This window comes from Mycobacterium mantenii, assembly GCF_010731775.1.
Classification (GTDB): Bacteria; Actinomycetota; Actinomycetes; order Mycobacteriales; family Mycobacteriaceae; genus Mycobacterium; species Mycobacterium mantenii.
The window spans coordinates 4,048,778-4,065,756 of sequence record NZ_AP022590.1; the positions used below are offsets into that span (position 1 = coordinate 4,048,778).

15 protein-coding genes and 1 pseudogene are annotated in these 16,979 nt (G+C 66.6%); 8 read left to right on the forward strand and 8 right to left on the reverse strand.

Annotated elements, in window-relative coordinates; genetic code table 11:
* Nucleotides 1-162: 162 nt before the first annotated feature.
* Nucleotides 163-1,974 (forward strand): hypothetical protein, encoded by a 1,812-nt coding sequence (locus G6N50_RS29015; protein ID WP_179970030.1) that lies wholly within the window; start codon nucleotides 163-165, stop codon nucleotides 1,972-1,974.
* A gap of 482 nt (nucleotides 1,975-2,456) precedes the next feature.
* Here the strand turns inward: G6N50_RS29015 and G6N50_RS18275 are convergent, their stop codons facing one another.
* Nucleotides 2,457-3,206 carry a hypothetical protein gene (locus tag G6N50_RS18275; protein WP_142275678.1) on the reverse strand — a complete coding sequence of 250 codons (750 nt, stop codon included), beginning with the start codon at nucleotides 3,204-3,206 and terminating at the stop codon, nucleotides 2,457-2,459.
* A gap of 627 nt (nucleotides 3,207-3,833) precedes the next feature.
* Here G6N50_RS18275 and G6N50_RS18280 point away from each other — a divergent pair.
* The 3 genes from G6N50_RS18280 to G6N50_RS18290 all read left to right on the forward strand — a co-directional run bounded on the left by G6N50_RS18280 (nucleotide 3,834) and on the right by G6N50_RS18290 (nucleotide 6,286).
* On the forward strand, nucleotides 3,834-4,514 hold the full coding sequence (locus G6N50_RS18280; protein WP_083097641.1) for a DNA-binding response regulator: 681 nt from the start codon (nucleotides 3,834-3,836) through the stop codon (nucleotides 4,512-4,514).
* A 537-nt stretch (nucleotides 4,515-5,051) separates the two neighbouring features.
* Entirely contained in the window at nucleotides 5,052-5,630 is a 579-nt protein-coding gene (locus G6N50_RS18285; RefSeq protein WP_142275677.1) for a hypothetical protein, read from the forward strand.
* A gap of 95 nt (nucleotides 5,631-5,725) precedes the next feature.
* A complete protein-coding gene (locus tag G6N50_RS18290; RefSeq protein ID WP_142275676.1) occupies nucleotides 5,726-6,286 on the forward strand; it encodes a hypothetical protein in 561 nt (186 codons plus the stop codon).
* A gap of 172 nt (nucleotides 6,287-6,458) precedes the next feature.
* Here G6N50_RS18290 and G6N50_RS18295 read toward each other — a convergent pair whose 3' ends face one another.
* Nucleotides 6,459-6,899, reverse strand: a complete 441-nt coding sequence (locus G6N50_RS18295; protein ID WP_083097635.1) for an SPW repeat protein — start codon at nucleotides 6,897-6,899, stop codon at nucleotides 6,459-6,461.
* Nucleotides 6,900-7,029: 130 nt separating this feature from the next.
* Between G6N50_RS18295 and G6N50_RS18300 the strand changes: the two genes are divergently transcribed.
* Nucleotides 7,030-8,013 carry a nitronate monooxygenase gene (locus tag G6N50_RS18300; RefSeq protein ID WP_083097629.1) on the forward strand — a complete coding sequence of 328 codons (984 nt, stop codon included), beginning with the start codon at nucleotides 7,030-7,032 and terminating at the stop codon, nucleotides 8,011-8,013.
* A 3-nt stretch (nucleotides 8,014-8,016) separates the two neighbouring features.
* Here G6N50_RS18300 and G6N50_RS18305 read toward each other — a convergent pair whose 3' ends face one another.
* Nucleotides 8,017-8,670 (reverse strand): O-methyltransferase, encoded by a 654-nt coding sequence (locus G6N50_RS18305; RefSeq protein ID WP_083097627.1) that lies wholly within the window; start codon nucleotides 8,668-8,670, stop codon nucleotides 8,017-8,019.
* A 158-nt stretch (nucleotides 8,671-8,828) separates the two neighbouring features.
* Between G6N50_RS18305 and mymT the strand changes: the two genes are divergently transcribed.
* On the forward strand, nucleotides 8,829-8,975 hold the full coding sequence (gene mymT / locus G6N50_RS18310) for a copper-binding metallothionein MymT (protein ID WP_082951234.1): 147 nt from the start codon (nucleotides 8,829-8,831) through the stop codon (nucleotides 8,973-8,975).
* Nucleotides 8,976-9,017: 42 nt separating this feature from the next.
* On the opposite strand, the gene G6N50_RS18315 is transcribed toward mymT, so the two are convergent.
* The 4 genes from G6N50_RS18315 to G6N50_RS18330 all read right to left on the reverse strand — a co-directional run bounded on the left by G6N50_RS18315 (nucleotide 9,018) and on the right by G6N50_RS18330 (nucleotide 13,257).
* Nucleotides 9,018-11,093, reverse strand: coding sequence for a beta-glucosidase (locus G6N50_RS18315; RefSeq protein ID WP_083097718.1), 2,076 nt, complete (start codon nucleotides 11,091-11,093; stop codon nucleotides 9,018-9,020).
* A 44-nt stretch (nucleotides 11,094-11,137) separates the two neighbouring features.
* The gene (locus G6N50_RS18320) at nucleotides 11,138-11,650 is read right to left on the reverse strand and encodes a TIGR04338 family metallohydrolase (RefSeq protein WP_083097625.1); all 513 of its coding nucleotides are present in this window, start codon (nucleotides 11,648-11,650) and stop codon (nucleotides 11,138-11,140) included.
* The gene (locus G6N50_RS18325; RefSeq protein ID WP_083097623.1) at nucleotides 11,647-12,396 is read right to left on the reverse strand and encodes a DUF2786 domain-containing protein; all 750 of its coding nucleotides are present in this window, start codon (nucleotides 12,394-12,396) and stop codon (nucleotides 11,647-11,649) included. The genes G6N50_RS18320 and G6N50_RS18325 overlap by 4 nt, the downstream gene beginning before the upstream one ends.
* Nucleotides 12,397-12,462: 66 nt before the next feature.
* Nucleotides 12,463-13,257, reverse strand: a complete 795-nt coding sequence (locus G6N50_RS18330) for an alpha/beta hydrolase (protein ID WP_372509907.1) — start codon at nucleotides 13,255-13,257, stop codon at nucleotides 12,463-12,465.
* Between G6N50_RS18330 and G6N50_RS18335 the strand changes: the two are divergent.
* A pseudogene (locus tag G6N50_RS18335) lies at nucleotides 13,250-14,407 on the forward strand (sigma-70 family RNA polymerase sigma factor). The gene G6N50_RS18330 and the pseudogene G6N50_RS18335 sit on opposite strands and share 8 nt — an antisense overlap.
* Before the next feature lie 13 nt (nucleotides 14,408-14,420).
* The gene (locus tag G6N50_RS18340; RefSeq protein WP_083097617.1) at nucleotides 14,421-15,830 is read left to right on the forward strand and encodes an alpha/beta hydrolase domain-containing protein; all 1,410 of its coding nucleotides are present in this window, start codon (nucleotides 14,421-14,423) and stop codon (nucleotides 15,828-15,830) included.
* Here G6N50_RS18340 and G6N50_RS18345 read toward each other — a convergent pair.
* Nucleotides 15,827-16,960 (reverse strand): NAD(P)H-dependent amine dehydrogenase family protein, encoded by a 1,134-nt coding sequence (locus G6N50_RS18345; RefSeq protein ID WP_083097615.1) that lies wholly within the window; start codon nucleotides 16,958-16,960, stop codon nucleotides 15,827-15,829. The genes G6N50_RS18340 and G6N50_RS18345 overlap by 4 nt on opposite strands.
* Between the last annotated feature and the right edge of the window lie 19 nt (nucleotides 16,961-16,979).

Consider the following 16,979-nt stretch of genomic DNA (forward strand, 5'->3'; position numbering starts at 1 on the left):
ATTTGACCCCTTGTCGGTCGAACGTACGAATTTCGCGGCGAGCCGACACACGCGACCCCGAGGGGCAACGAAAATCGGTCTACCGGATCAGCCCCCGAGGTGGCTCGATACCGATCCCTGACCACCGACGTCCGGAACCGCGTCGGAACCCGGAAGGCCGTCATGTCACAGGCACGCTTCAACTCTCCGCCGAACTGGCCCTTGCCCGCAGGTTGGATGCCGCCGCCGGGCTGGGAACCCGACCCGTCGTGGCCGCCTGCACCCCCGGGCTGGCAGTTCTTCACCGAGCAGCCCACCCCCGCCCAAACGCACCTGGAAATGCCGCCGCCGCAGGCACCCGGCGCGCCGGTCCTCCCCGGCCCGCGACGGATCGGTGTGAGTAAAGGTTGGGCGCTGCTCGTGGTGGCGGTAGTCGCCGCCGTCGTCGCCGGGGGCGCACTCGTCTACCACCGCATGAACCAGCCCGATATTTTCGTCTTGAAACCCGTTGATGCTCAAGGAAATATCCAATCCGGCTGGGTAGAGGACACGAGTCGGTCCAGTGATCACATCGACTGTTCATTCGGCTCGCCGTCGCGCTACGACAAGTCGAGCGGCGTCCGTTCCTGCGGCGGCACCGCCGACTCGGCCGACGCCTGTTGGCCCGCGGGCGACACCGGACACGTCCTTTGCGTGCTCGACCCGTTTGCCCAGGTGGTGTCCCGGATAGGGGCAAGGGGTCTGACCACGCCGCGCAAACCCCTCACCGACGCGCCAGTCCCGTTCGCGCTGGTGCTCGACGACGGCACTCAGTGCCGCGTGCGCATCGGCGGCGCCTGGGATCGACCCGATGATCACCCGGACTGGGTGGGCTACTACGGGTGCCGCGCGACTTCGTCACTGGCCGTGCCGCCCAGCTTCATCGCCGTGTGGGGACCCGGCGGAGAAGCAAACGCCGAAGATTCGGGCATCAGCAAAGGCTTTGGCGGCTGGTCGGTAACAGTCGGCCCAGCGCACGGCCACCTGGACACCCACAAAGTCACCAAGGTGTTCTACGTGGGAGTCGCCGACCCCGGCGCCGCGGGAGGCGGCGGGGCTTCAGCCGGCACCGGCGGAACCAGGCTGGTCACCAAATGCGGCCGCACGCCCCAATTTCAACCCGAAGCGATCCGCAGCGACTCCGGCGGACTCGTCATCCGGATGAAAATTGTCGCCTACTGCCCCGGTGGAGACGTGCTCAGCTCCTCACGCACCAGCATCAGCGTCACTTCGGGCGGCCAGAACGTGGCGTCCGGGGTCTTCGACCTGTCGAGCTCTCCGATCATCCTCGCGCCCGACCCCGGGAGTCCCAGCGGATCACTGCCGTCCATCGAGCACGACTTCCGTTTTCCGCTGGGAACTTTCTGGCGACTGCCGGTTTCGACCAGCGAAGCGCCCAGCAGCGGCTCGCCGCAGCAAGGCCAAACGGACCTGGACGTCAAGACCCTCATAGTCGCCTGCCAGGAGGCTGGCTCTACGACGACTACCGCACAAGCCGGCGCACCGAATCCTGGAGCGAGCACGCCAAGCACCGCCGTCTCACCCGCGGCACCGCCGTCGGGTGACAACGAGTCGGCAAGCTTCGATGCCCTGCGCGCGATTGCCAACGCCGACCGCCCCTTCATCCAAAGCCGACTCGCCGACCGCTGGGTGCCCCAGCTCAGCTCCAAACGGCCCGGGCTGGTCGCGGACGGGATCACTTGGGACAACGCCGCAACTCTGCATGAACACCTGCAATTGCGGCTGCAGTACCCCGAAGTCCGGCTGCTGTGGACGGGCGACTGGTCGACCTTCTCCGCACCCGACTTCTGGGTCACCATCGCCGGTGTCGTCTTCCCCGACGCCGGCGGAGCGCTCGCCTGGTGCCGAGACCACCATCTGGACCGCGACCACTGCTACGCCAAACTGGTCAGCACCACCCACCCGGTCGATGGCAGCACCGCGTTCAATCCGTGAGTTCGCTTCCTGCACAATCGATGTGGGCACCGCAACAGACTCCGTGTACACCGCGTTTCGTACCGCGTCCGGCGATGAAACTCTCTCGAGGCACGGTGTGCCTGGCTCAGCTACTATCGGCGGTTGCCCGCGATGGATTCTGTTGGCGCAGAGTGGCTTTGCCGATCTCACCGGCTGTAGCCCCACCCACCAATAGTCTTCAATTCGCTGACCTCACCGTCATCGGCAGGGATGCCCACGGTAACTCCAGGGTCTTGAACGGCGTTTGCAAGGCGCTGATTCGAGAAAACATGCATTGCCCGCCCATAGGTTTCCGCAACCCTGCAACACCATTGCTCTTCGGACGAACTGGGTTCTTCTGCCGCTGCGGCGGGCACCGCGCGATGGTCTTTTCGGATCAAGAGTGCGGTCTCAGCAAATGCGCATCGGCATGTGCGCGAGCTATCAGAATATTGACCACCAAACGAAAAGGAGATGAGCGGCTACGGCGCAACCGCCCATCCGAGGAATTTGTCGTTAGGGTCGTTTGAATTCAGTGGCACTTGCCGTATGTGCGGGGCGGTGTAGTAATTCGCGGTGAGGTATTGACCATTGCCTTCACTGAGCATGACATGCCCGAAACCATTGTCGAATCGGGGATCGCTCGTGAAGACGAGTGCTCCGGCAGGGATGTTGTCGGCATTCGTGTGAATTTGCCCTTTTGCCTTCAGGTCGTTGAAAGCGTCGATTGCTGATCCATATCTGAAAGAGTGGTTATAAGCCTGCTCCACGAACACCTCGCACTGAACCGTGCTGTTCGGGTTACTGGCCATCTGGTTGCGCGCCCAGGCCAGGGCTTGTCCTGCCCTATCGCCGTTGGCCGCTGCCGGGGCAGGTGCATCACCACCTCCGCCCCCGCATTCTGGCCCCAGTGCCTTCAGCGTGTGCGTTTCGATATCGACATCGGCGACGTAGTGGCCATCAGAAGTCTTGTACCACAAGTTATCCCAGCCACCATTGGGAATGTTGAAACTGAAGAATCCCTTCACCGGCTGACCCGTACTGTGGCAGACCAGGTTAAGGACTTGCCCAACGTTGTATACGCCGTCTTGGCCGGATTTCAAGTTCGGACCGTTCATGCGCTGAGTCTGTGCTTTGACGGTGGCTGTCGTGTCCGCATTGGCCGGCGCGGCCGTGCCCAGACCCACGATGACAGCAGCTGCGGCTGTGATCCCCAATGCCATCGACTTCATTTGCTGCATCCCCCTGCTGCGCCTGTTTGGTGAGGTCGGTGGCAAACGCTACACGTCGGCCGGACGCCGGATCCCTGAAATGACTGTAAAAGCCTTATGCGCAAGCTATGAATGGCCGCCACGGGCGTTGGTGTCGTCCGAATGACTGATAACGCATCACGGCGTTCTTCGTTATCCTCCGCATCCCGCAAATGCAACAGCATTAGCCGCGCTCGTCTCGCCCTCACGACCAACTGTGTTGAATCCTGGCCATCGAAATGCGGCCGATGGGTCAGCGCGGTCGACACCCGCAACGGCCTTCGAAGTCTGGATCCAAACTTGCTGCCCTGCAGAGCAATTGCGCATCGCTGAAATCCTGGTGCGCGGTGCCAGGACACCGGAGGTGAGCGTTTGCCCAAATCGCCAGAAGGTTAATGCCACCGGCGGACGCCACCGAACATCTGACGGCCCTGCGATTCGGTTTCCGATTTTCGGACCACCGGGCCAGCCAGCAGAAACAGGAGTCCACGCGGGTGCCGAAACGTCCCCGCGAAGTCATCGTCCGTGATTAAATCCCCGGCAGGGGCCCGTAAGGGATTGCATTTGCTCTGGATATGTTGACCAGGCGCTGGGGAGGGTGCTTTGGCCATGGCTGCTGGCGACAACGAGGCGGCGTCGGTGCAGGTCGCGATCATCGATGACCATGACGTAGTTCATGCCGGTATCGAAGCGTGGTGCAGTCGGGCTGACCCGCCTATCACTGTGGCGGGCAGCTTCTACAACCCGCACCAATACTTCGCGCGGTATCCGACGAATCCGAACGACGAGGTGGATGTCCTAATCTTCGAATTACAAATCGACGGTCGACGCCCTGATTGGGAGACACTGGCCACCCTGTGCAACGCCGGCCAGCGCGTCATCGTGTATTCGCACATGTTCAGCGACGAAGTGATCCTGACCAGTCTGGAGATCGGGGCACTCACCTACCTCGTCAAATCCGAAGGCCAGCAGCACCTCGTCGCTGCGGTTCACTCCGCACACTCCGGCGAGCCCTATACGGGCCCCAAGATGACCAAGGCGTTGATCAACGACAACGCCCTGGGCCGGACCAAGCTGTCCGAAAGGGAAAAAGAGGTGCTCGTCGCGTGGTTCCAAACCGAGAGCAAGGAACTGGTCGGCAAACGGCTCTTCATCGCGCCGACAACTGTGCGCACCCACCTGCAACGGGCGCGGGCGAAATACGCCGCGGCCGGCCGGCCGGCGCGCACCAAACCCGCACTGCTCGCGCGGGCAATCGAAGATGGCATCCTCAGCCTCAGCGACCTCTGATCCGTTCTGTTGACCCCGACTTCAGACGTCGGCAATCGCTGTGTCAGCCGTTCGTACTAATCTGAGCACGATCTCGGCTCGGCCTCGGTGGCCGCGTGTTATATCCAGGTGATGAGCGACAAGATGCCGCCGAGCGATTTCGGTGCGGGCTATCCCTACCCAGAAACAGGTCCAACCCCTCCCACTCCGCGCGCGCCTCGTCCGCCGTCGGGCACCCCATACTCTGGTCCGCCGGAATATCCGCCTTTCGGCGCCCGGGTCAGCCATCCCGTCGATCCGCCGACGCAGTGGTCACCGAGTACCGGGCCGGCGCCGTCCGGCTGGCACCCGGGACCCCCCCACGACAGCGCGGCCCAGCCGAACACCGTCTGGGGCGCTTCCCACGCTGACCCGCACGCGGACTACCACCGCCAAGCCGCAGCCCATTTCGGCCGGACCGCAGACCCACAATCGAACAGCTATGCGCCTCCCGGTGCTGCACCCGGCTACAACACACCCCCGCGCTACGGGTCCGAAGGACCGCAACTTCCGTCGGCGGTGTCGGCAGAGAAAGTCACCCAGTGGCTGGCCGCTCCCGGGCGCCTGAAGCTGGTCGCGGGTGCTGTCGGTGGCTTCATCGCGCTGATCCTGTTTCTCTCCGGGGGCTCAGGCGCCAAAATCGCGGCACTCGTCCTGGTGATCGCGGTGTGGGCCATCTGCTTCCGGCACGGCTACCACGAAAAGGCCGGGTTGCATGCCCAAACGCAGCTACCCGCAGACGAGGCCATCCGTACCGCGGTCGACGTCGCCAACACCCTTCGCGGGCCTTTGTCCAGTGTGCAGTTCAACGGCTCCACGCCAGACCGTGCGGACTTCACCGTCCGCGGGAGCACCTGGAAGCCGTTGAACTTTCATGTCGCGCTAAGGCCTGACCCGTCCGGCTGGATATTCCTTTCGACGCACCTTGACAGCTGGACTTGGCGGCGCCAGCGCGTGTATTTCATCCCGGTGCCCCTCACAAAGAGCATGGACGGCTACGGGCTATACAAGGCCTTCGGTGGCCGGCTACTCGCCGAACTCCAGCGCCGCGCCCCGTCGACGAGCGGAACGTTCCACACCCGGCCACCGACACAGTGAAACCCGGCGTGATCGCTTGCCGTCGTTGACGGGCGAACGATTGGCGGATATGCCAAGTAACCAACTAGCTCTCTAGCATTAAGGCGGTTCAGAACGTGTCGACAACACTTGACGTGCTCTGGTCGCTCCACGGTCCCAACGGCTCGGGCGGTGTGGCCGAGACCGTCGAGTTCGTCGCCCGCCGAGGCTCACGCCGCTCACATTTCTTCTTCTTCGGCCGCGGCTTTGGATCGGCATTCTTTGTGGTGCCCGTCGTCCTCGTGGCGGCAGTCGGCGGTTATCTGATGAGGAACCCGGACAAGGCGCGCGGCCTGAAGGAACGTCTCAAGGGCGCGTGGAAGGCTGGCGGGTCAACGCTTGATTCCTACCGCTACCCCACGCCGCCGTATTCGGGGCCGCATCAGGGTCCCGGACCGGACCCGAACGTGCATCCGGGGATCCGGCCGGAGAATCCCTGGCCCGCAAACCCGCCTGGGTTCCAGACCGGCTCTGCAGGAACCGATTCGATGCGGTTCAATCCCCCGCCGGGATGGCCGGCTCCGCCGCAGGACTGGACACCGTCGCAGGATTGGAAACCGGATCCGTCCTGGCCGCCTGCGCCGCCCGGATGGCATTTCTGGGTACCGGAACAACAACCGCCAAAGAAATGGGCCTAGCGGCGACGCCTCCCAGCGTGTGATTGCAGATCGCTATCCGTCGTATCGACGCCTTGCTTGACACCGGCCGCGATCGGCGCGGTCCGCGGTTGATCGTCGGCCCGGGCCTGGAGGATTCGGGAGGATTGGCCCGGGCCGTACGAAAAGCGCTGCGGCTTAACCGAGTTCGGGTCTACGCATGCGTGCCCGCGGCACGGGTGCGCATGCCGAAGTAGGTCGCGTTGAGGCCCAAGAACGTCAACAACGCACCCGCGACGACATTCGACCAGGTCATGCCGGCGGTCAGCGTGACACCCGGCAGGATCCACGTCGAGACGATGACCCACGCGCCGAGCACCGGAAGCGTCCAGGTCATACCGTGCGCGCGGTCCAGCGTCGTCGCGAACCCGTACGCCAGGAACGCCACCGCGATCCCGACGATCAGGTCGGACGTGGCAAGCGATCCCATGGCGCTGAATCCAACGATCCACGGCGACGCGGCCACGTACAGCCCCGCGAGCAGGGCCAGACCGAACGTGACGTGCGCGCTCATCGACTCGGCGACCCGCTCATAGCGCGCGCGAAGAGCCAACAAATCGGGGTGCTGATCGATTGATGAATGGACTGTACTCATTTTGTGACCTTTCTGTTATGCGGCAAGCCCGTTGTGTAACAAGCACTGTGGGCGGACGCACCCATCCATCTGTGATCAAGATTACGCCCGCGCGGCGCCCAATTCGAGGGACCGCGTAGCGTCTTGCGACATGGACATCGCGGACCGGCTGCGCCTCGATGTGCCGATCGGGCAGGCCGGCATGGGCGGCGGGCTAGCGGGCGCGTCACTGGCGGGCGCGGTCGCCCGGGCGGGCGGACTGGGCACGCTGGGTATCGACACTCCCCACCGGCTACGCGCGTCGATCGATAGGGTGCGCGACGAGGCACCGCGCCGCGCCGTCGCGGTAAACCTGTTGGTCCCCTTCGTTCATCGCCGTCACGTCGAGGTCTGCGTCGACGCCCGGGTGGACGTCGTCGTGGTGGCGTTCGGCGAGAAACGTGGACTCGTCGAGCACCTGCGCGCTGCGAGGATCTTCGTCTTCGCGATGGTGGGGACCGAGGCGCAGGCGCGCGCCGCGATCGCCGGTGGCGCCGACGGTTTGATCGCTCAGGGACGGGAGGCCGGCGGCCACCTCGTGGGAACCATGCCGGCCCTGGACTTCTTGCCGCGCGCCCTCGGCGCGGCCGCCAACCACCCGGTGTTCGTGGCCGGGGGCATCGCCACCGCCGCGGACACCCGTGCCGCGCTGGACGCCGGCGCCGACGGTGTCATCGCCGGCACACGATTCCTCTTGACGCACGAGGCCAACGCCAGCCGCGGATATCAGCAACGAATTCTACAGGCGGACAAGACGATCGAAACCAACCTGTTCGGCCTGAGCTGGCCGTTGCGCCATCGTGTCGTGCCCAACGCGGCCACCCGCCGGTGGTGCGGGGCGGACGGGAGGGCCAAGGCGCTGCCCGCCACCCTGAACGTGGCCAGCCGCCCACTTTCGGCGTTGGGCTATTTCGATGCGAGGCCGCTGATGCGCCTGCAGTCGACGGCCCTCCCCTTTTTCACCCCCCTGGCGCCGGTGGCCGGCGTGCCCGAATCCTGGTTGGACAGCGCCGCCCTGTACGCCGGTGAAACCGCTTTGCGGATCGGCGAACTCACCTCCGCCGAGCGGGCCGTCGCCGACCTCGACCCGCGCTGACGCCTAGCGCACCAACGCGAGCGCGAAGCCGTCCCAGTGCTTGGCGCCCACCGTCTGGATGACCGCCGTGTCCAACCGCGGATCCTCGCCCATCGCCTGCAGCGTCTGACGCACCGCCCGCGCTTGGGCATCGGAGCCCGGTTCCAGGATCTGCCCCTGCCGAATCACGTTGTCCGCCACAATGACCGTGCCGGGTCGGGCCAGTCGCACCGCCCACTGAAGGTACGCGGGGTAGTTCTCCTTGTCGGCGTCGATGAAGATCAGATCGAACGGGCCGGTCACCGTCGGCAACGTGTCCAGCGCCGCCCCGACGATGACCTCCACCCGATCGGCGAGGCCGGCCCGCTCGAGGTTGCCACGCGCCACCTCGGCGTGCTTGGGCTCGTATTCCAGCGTCACCACGCGTCCTTGGGGGCCGGCGCCGCGCGCCAGCCAGATGGTGCTGAAACCACCTAGGGTGCCGAGTTCGAGGATGCTGCGCGCACCCATGGCAGCGGCGAGCAGGCTCAAGAACTTCCCTTGCTGGACCGATACGGCGATCGGCGGCAATCCGGCGGCGCTGCTGGCCTCCAGCGCCGCGGTCAACGACGGATCGCCGTCCACCACGGTGCTGTCCAAGAAGGCGTCGACGTCTTTGGGCGTTGGTTTCTCGGTCATGGCACCCACGCTAGCCGCGCCCGACGGCGTCGGCACGGGCGGCCGGGCCGGCACCGAACCGGCCGCAGGCATTTACCGTATACCCATGGGGGGTATATAGTGAGGGTGCGGTCGACCCGCACCGCATCAGTCACCACACAGAGAAAAGGGTGAGTTAAATGGCAACTTACGAAGCCGGAACCGAGCTGACGTGCGGTCACGAGGGCTGCGGCTGTCGCGTCCGCATCGAGGTCCCCTGCCACTGCTCGGGTGCGGGCGAGCCGTACCGCTGCACGTGCGGCGACGAGCTGACCCCCGTCAAGTAACCCGTCGGGCCGGTCGTGCGTTCGGGCGTCAGCCCTGGTTGATCATCGCCCAAACGTACGGCCGGCCAGCTCGACCGTGGCGTCGAGCCGCATGGTGATCGCCGAAGTACCCACCGCCGCCGTATAGGCGCCCGGGCGGATCCGCCAGCTTCCGGCGCTGCCGTCATAGCGGGCCAGCAGGCGCGGATCCGCCTCGATAGTCACCCGGTGGGTTTCCCCCGGCTCGAGCTCCACCCGCTCGAATCCCAACAGCCGCAAGCAGGGTTCGCCGGCGGCGGCCGTCAGGTACAGCTGCGGTACGTCCGCCCCGGCACGCTCGCCGGCGTTGACGATGCTGAAGCTGGCGCGAATGGTTTCCTCGCCACTGACCACCAGGTCGTGATAATCAAAACTGGTGTAGGACAATCCATGACCGAAGGCGAACATCGGATCATGACCACGCGGGGCAAACCAGCGGTAACCCACGTCAGCGCCCTCGAAGTAGTCGGTCGTGGTCGGCGTCCCCCACGGCTCACCGGCGCCGGGCAGCTCCGGGCGCGGTATCTGGGCAAGATCGACGGGAAAGGTGATCGGCAGCCGTCCCGAGGGATTCACCTTCCCGGTGAGAATCTCCGCGATGGCCCGGCCGCCGGCCTGACCCGGAAACCAGGCTTGCACAACGGCGTTGACCGAGTCGCGCCATGGCATGGACGCCGGATTGCCCGTCTGTAACACCACCACGGTGTTGGGGTTGGCGGCCGCCAGCGCCGTGATCAGCTCGTCCTGACCCCACGGCAGCGAGAGGTCGACGATGTCGAAGCCCTCGCCCTCCGCGCGGACCGCGAACACGATCGCGATGTCGGCCCGGCGAGCCGCCCGCACCGCCTCGGCCGGACTGACGCCGGGATCGAACTCAATCTGGGCCTGCGGGAGGTGTTTTCGCAACTCGTCCAGCGGGCTCGACGGCAGCAGGTACAGATTTCGCAGCCCGGCCTCCAGCCCGGAGCCGCCGATCGGTACCACGCCCGCATAACCGCCCGGCGGAACCACGGTGCTGGAACCGTATCCGGCCGGCACACCCGCGTGCGCATAACCGCCGATGACCGCGATGCGCACCGTCGAGTCGGGCGCCAGCGGCAACAGCCCCCGGTTGCTCAGCAACACCGTTCCCTGCCGCGCGATGTCCAGCGCAATCTCGTGGTGCGCGGCCAGGTCCGGCGCCGGGGCCGCATCGGTGCGATCCACACCGACGGCGAACACGGACCGCAGGATCCGCTGGACCATGTCCGACAGGCGCTCCTTGGTCAGCCTGCCGTCGGCGTACGCTTCGCGCAGCGGCGCACCGAAGGACTCGGCCTGCCACAGCAGGGCGTCGATCTGTGCCCCGCACTCCTGATCGAGGCCGGCCAAGGCGCACTCCCAGCTCGGCGTGGCACCCCAATCCGACATGACCCATCCCCGGTATGCCCAAGCGCCTTTCAGCACGTCGTTGATCAAGGCTGAGTTCGCCGCGGCGTAGTCGCCGTTGATCTTGTTGTAGGCCGTCATAACGGCGCCGGGATGCGAACGCTCGATGGCCAATTCGAAGGCCAGCAAATCGGATTCGCGGTGCGCGTCGGGATCGATGACCGCATTCAGGAAGTGCCGATTGGTTTCGTTGCAATTCAGCGTGTAGTGCTTGACCGTCGAGATGACGCCGTGGCGTTGGATGCCGTCGATCGACTCGGCGGCCATCGTGGCGGTCAACAGCGGGTCCTCGGAGAGGTATTCGAAGTTGCGGCCATTGCGCGGGTCGCGGGCCAGGTTCATCGCCCCGGCGAGTTGCACGTTGAACCCGCGGCTGCGCGCCTCGCGGCCGATCACCTCGCCCGCGGCCCGGGCCAGCGACGGATTGAAGCTGGCGGCCAGCGACAGACCGGCGGGCAGCGCCGTCGCCGTGTCCCCCGGGCGGAACCCGGGATTGGTGACGCCCAGTCCGGCGTCGCTCATCAGCAACGCGGGCACCCCGAGACGGGGGATCCCCGGCACGTATCCCGCGCTCATCGGCACGCCCGCGGGGATGCGCTCATCGCGCACCGGCCACATGTCGCCGGCCCCCATCACCGAGACCAACAGCGCGAAGCGTTCGTCGTCGGTCATCCGGGCTTCGACCTCGCGCGCCCGCGCGTCGGGGTCGCCCGCGTTCACCGCACGCCCTGTTTGGCGTAGACGACGCGCAGCACGTGCCCCAATTCGGGTCCCATCACCAACTCCGTCAACTCGCAGATCGTCGCAACGAACTCGGGGCCGTGCGGCGGCTCGGCCTGGCACAGATGATGCGCCACTTCGTGCAGCACCACCAGCTCCCGCAGCGCCCAGTCGGCGGTGTCACGATCGGGGACCGCGATAATGCCTGTGCCGTCGCGGTTTTCGTAGTGCGCGGCGGTGGCGGCCCGCCGCGGTCGCACCCGCAGCGGGGTCACACCCGGCCACCGTTGCCGCACCGCCGGGAGCGCCAGCACATCGTCCACATAGCGCTGCGCGGAGTCCACCGAACCGAATCGCCCCTCGGGCGGCAGCGTCAACTGCGTCCCGAAGAACTCGACCGCCGGGGAGCCGCACTGGGCGGCACGGTCGAACAGCGTCCGGACGAACTCCTCGGCCGCATAAACCTTGGAGCGTTGAGAATCCCGCCGTGGGGAGTTCCCTGCAGTCACCCGCTCAACGCGCTCCGCGCACCGGGCAGTTCGGGGCTGTTGCCGAGCCGCGCCCGCTTGCCGGCCCGATCGCCGGCGCGCCGTGCCGCCGACGAATACCCGGCCGACGCCCGGCTGGCCTGCCACGTGCCGCGCGCCTTCGACGCACCGCGGTAGTAGTCCACCAGCTCGACCTCCTTGTCCCGCAACGCGATAGCGGTACCCGGCGACCGACGGCGGTCCTTGGTGGCTTCCTGCCGGGCCTGGTCGCGGGCCTCGGCGAGCCGCTGGCCCACCCGCGCCCCGAATGCCAGCTGGAAGTTGAGCCGGGCGGTGATCGTCGGCGTGGGACGATGCGCACCCGAGGCCAGGTAGGCGTCCGACGCGCGAACCATCTGTACGACCAGGCTCGCATACAGGGCGTGGCTGGCGTCGATGTCCTCGACGAACCCGTAGGCATACACGAACGTCGAATTCGAGGCCACATCGCAGCGCACGTCGTTGGCCGCCGCGATCACCACGAACAGCTGCACGTAGGTGCGTAACCCCTTGGTGCCCGCCGCCCCGATGGTGATGGTGCGCTGCGTCGGCGTCTGCGCGGCCGAGCGCTGGGCCGAATGGGAGCGCGCCACCGCGAGGTCGATCGACGCGGCCGTCGCGAGCCGCTGCGCGGCGGACATGAACGCGTCGGCCTCGTGGGTGTTGTCGGTGCCTTCGGCCTGACGCAGCAGTGCGGCAATGCGCGCCAGCATTTTGTCGTCAGTCAATGGCGCCGCTCCTCCCCATCGCTTGGCTCTGTCGCCAAAGTACGGGAGCGGGCCGACACGGCCGCCTCACAACCGAGCGGTGATCCAGGAGACCACGTCATCGAGCACCTGCTCGCGCTCTGGCTCGTTGAAAACCTCGTGATAGAGCCCCGGGTAGACCTTCAACTCGACGTCGGTGGACCCCACGCACTCGACGAGGCGCCGACTGCCCGCGACGGGTATCAGCCGGTCCTGTTCCCCGTGCACCACCAGCAGCGGCGCCGTCAGCGCCGGCGCCCGTTCCGGCATGGTCTCGCCGACCTGCAGCAAGGCGCGGCCGATCCCGGCCGGCACCTTGCCGTGATACACCAGCGGATCGTCTTTGTAGGCGGCCACCACCGCGGGATCCCGGGAGATGGCGTCGACGTCGAGTTCTTGCGCCGGCAGTCCGGGCGCGATGGCACCGAGCACCTTGGCGGCCAGCGCCAGCAGCGGAGACACCTGATCCTGGGCAGCCACCGCGGGCCCCGACAGCACCATCAGGTCGTAGTTGTCCGGGCGTTCGACCCCGTAGGCGAAGACGATTCCGCCACCCATGCTGTGCCCCAGCACGATGCACTTGAGGCCGTGGTGTTCCCGGGTGGCGATGCCGACCAGGGTGTCGAAGTCGGAGGTGTATTCGTGGATGTCGCGCACCAGCACCCGCTTACCGCCGGAGCGGCCGTGGCCGCGATGGTCCAGCGCGTAGGTGACCAGCCCGGCTTCGCCGAAGCGGCGCGCGACGTGGTCGTAGCGGCGGGCGTATTCGCCGAGCCCGTGGGAGAGCACCAGGACCGCTCGCGGGGCACCGTCGGGGGTCCACACGTCGTAGACGATGCGCACACCGCCGAACCCGTCGAAACTTCGCTCGGAGTGGTTCACTTGGGGGTCCTAGTCATTACGGGCAGCGTAATGGCTCTTGATGCGGCCCGCGTCGGGGACACTGCGTAGGCTCATGCGGATGAGCTCCCCGGCTAGCGGGTGGCACCCCCACCCGGTGGAATACTCGGCGGTCGCCCCGGAGGTGGGCACCGATTTCTCGGCGCACGCCGAACCGTATCGGCGCGAACTGCTGGCCCACTGCTACCGAATGACCGGGTCCCTGCACGACGCGGAGGATCTGGTGCAGGAGACCCTGCTGCGGGCCTGGAAGGCGTACGACCGTTTCGAAGGCAAGTCCTCGATGCGGACCTGGTTGCATCGCATCGCCACCAATACCTGCCTGACCGCGCTGGAGGGGCGCCAGCGCCGGGCGCTGCCGGTGGGCTTGGGTGCCCCGAGTTCGGACCCGACCGCCGAGTTGGTGGAGCGCCGCGAAGTGCCGTGGCTGGAGCCGTTGCCGGAGCCCACCGAGCATCCGGCGGATCCGTCGGTCATCGTCGGGTCGCGTGAGTCGGTGCGGTTGGCGTTTGTCGCTGCGCTGCAATACCTCCCGCCACGACAACGGGCGGTGCTGCTGCTGCGCGACGTGTTGCAGTGGCGCTCGGCCGAGGTGGCCGATGCCGTCGGCACCACCACGACCGCGGTCAACAGCCTGCTGCAGCGGGCCCGGTCTCAGCTGGAAGCCATCGGACCGAGCACCGAAGACCCACTGGTACAACCGGATTCGGCGGAAGCCCAGGACCTGCTGGCGCGCTACATCACCGCGTTCGAAACCTACGACATCGATCGGCTGGTCGACCTGTTCACCGCCGAGGCGATCTGGGAGATGCCGCCCTACACCGGCTGGTATCAGGGCGCGCAGGCCATCGTCACCCTCATCCATCAGCAGTGCCCTGCGGAGGGCGGCGGGGACATGCGCATGCTGCCGCTGATCGCCAACGGCCAGCCCGCGGCGGCCATGTACATGCGCGCCGGCGACGTGCACGTTCCCTTTCAATTGAACGTGCTGGATGTCCGGGGCGGGAAGGTATCCCACGTGGTGGCCTTCCTCGACGACACGTTATTCACGAAATTTGGGCTGCCCGGCTCGCTGCCCGCGGGTGACGAATAAGAAGGTTGCATTCATGACGAACACCCCCCAGGTGACGCCGATCCCCGGCAAGCCGGCGCTGCTGCTGAGCGCCTTCGATCTGGCCGACGTGGGCTATGCCGCCGAGGAGTTCTTCGTCTCCGGGATGGCCTGCCGCTACGCCCCGGCGACCGAGCTGGGACCCGATGGCCGCTGGGACGTGACACCCTCGGGCTCGGGCGATTACACCACCCGCATCGTGGCGTTGACGCCGTCCGACCCGGCCCGGTTCAACGGCACGGTGCTCGTCGAATGGCTCAACGTGAGCGGCGGGATCGACGCCGCCGCGGTGTGGATGATGGCGCACCGGGAAATCCTGCGCTCTGGTTTCGCCTACGTCGCGGTGTCGGCCCAGCGGGTGGGTATCGACGGCGGCGAAAGCCTGCTCGGCGCGGACATGTCACTGAAAAGCCAAGACCCCCAACGGTATGCAGACCTGCGCCATCCGGGCGACGCGTTCTCCTACGACATCTTCTCCCAGGTCGGCGCGCTTATCAAAAGTGGCGGACACGGCGCCATTCTCCGAGACCTGCCCGCGCAACGCGTCATCGCACTGGGCGAATCCCAGTCCGCGATGTTCCTCACGTCCTACATAAACGCCGTCGATCCGCTGGACCCCATCTATGACGGTTTCCTGGTGCATTCCCGCTTCGGACCGGCAGCCCCGCTGGACGGCAGCTCGATCTTCTCCGAATCGACTGCGACACAAGCTGTTACGTTCCGCCCGGAACTACGCGTCCCACTGCTGACCGTCATCACCGAAACCGACGTTTTCGGCGGCCCGCGCGACGGCTATTACTTCGCCAGGCAGCCGGACAACGACAGGCTGCGGGTCTGGGAGATCGCCGGCGCCGCGCACGCCGACAACTACACGATCCAGGTGGCGTTCATCGACAGCGGCTCGGCGCCGCTGGAAGCCCTCGCGGCCGGCTACACGCCGACCAACATGCTGATGGGCCAGCAGTTGCCGCACAACATCAACTTCGGTCCGCAGCACCACTACGTGGTGCAGGCGGCGCTCGCCGCGCTGAACGCCTGGGTCGCCACGGGCGAGCCGGCGCCGGGCGCGGACCCGCTGGAGGTCCTGGAAAGCGCTGCGCCGCAACCCATTCTGGACCACCACGGACTCGCCCGGGGCGGCATCAGAACCCCATGGGTGGACGTGCCGGTGGCCAGGCTGTCGGGCCTGGGCGGCGAGGAGAGCATCATGTCGGCGATCTTCGGCTCCGGAGAGCACTTCGACACCGCAACAATTCAGCGGTTGTATCCGGGCGGCGACGCGCACTACCTCGAACGGTTCACCGCCGCCCTCGACGCCGCGATCGGCTCCGGGTTCATCCTGCCGGCCGATCGCGCCGAGATTCTGCAGCTCGCCGCCGCGACGTATCCGGGCGAGCGAGCCTAGAACAACCGGCTGTCCGGGGGCGGGCCCGGCACCGGACGGACCAGACCGGCGCCGGTGATCAGTGGCAGGTCCAGCGCGGACAGGAGACCGGGTGGGGCCGCGCACACCGCGGGGATGGCGTTGACCATTCGCGATGAACCGGCGATGCGGGCACCCAGGTCGTGGTCCGCGTCTTCGGCCATCTCGAATTCGCAGCGCATGCTCGGGGATCCCTCGATCTCCACCCGGTACAGACCGCGGCCGGAGGCTAGCCCGTAGCCGAGATCCTTCGGCGGGATGGAGATCTGCGGCTGCGGCCAGTCCGGGGCGATGTCGTCCCGCATCCGCGTCACGTGGTCGAGTACGAATGTCGGCTTCCCGGCGACGTAACCGGTGAGCGTCGAGCGCATCGCGACGATGGTTCCGGCCGCGATGTGACCGGTGGGGGTGTCGAACGACTCGGTGGCGGCAATCCGCTCGTTGCTCTCCTCGATGTTGTCGATCTTGGTGCCCAGTCCGGCGGCCAGCTGATGCAGCACCGGACCCCAGCCGAAGGTGAAGATCCCCGGCTGGGCCGCGAAGGCGGGGTAGTCCGGCTGCTGGCCGAACCCCAGGATCTCGTAGACGGCGGAGCGGTCCGGGTAGGTCGCGTAGTTGAACATCTCGGTCACCCGCACCGACTCGATCACCCGCGATACCCCGGTAAGGACCAGTGGCAGAACGTCATTGGCGAATCCGGAGTCGATGCCGGTGGTGAAGAACGACACTCCCCCGTCGATCGCGGCCTGTCGCAACGGGTCGGTGAAGGCGGCGTCGACGGCGTCGGGAAAGACCAGCGGCACCACCGAACACGACACCACGTTCTTTCCGGCGCGCAGGATCGACGCCATGTCCTCAACGGCTTCCAGCGGCCGCAGGTTCGCACCGGCCGCGTACACCACCGCGTCGGCGTCACCGCCCAGCAGGGCCGCCGGATCCTGGGTGGCCACCACCCCGACCGGCGCGATGCCGCACAACTCCCCGGCGTCGCGGCCGGCTTTCGCGTCGCTGTGCACGACGACGTCGACCAGTTCCAGCTCCGGATGGTCGATCACCCCACGCAGGGCGATCACCCCCATCGAACCCGGCCCCCAAATTCCCACCTTGAGCACGACTATCTCCTAATATTAG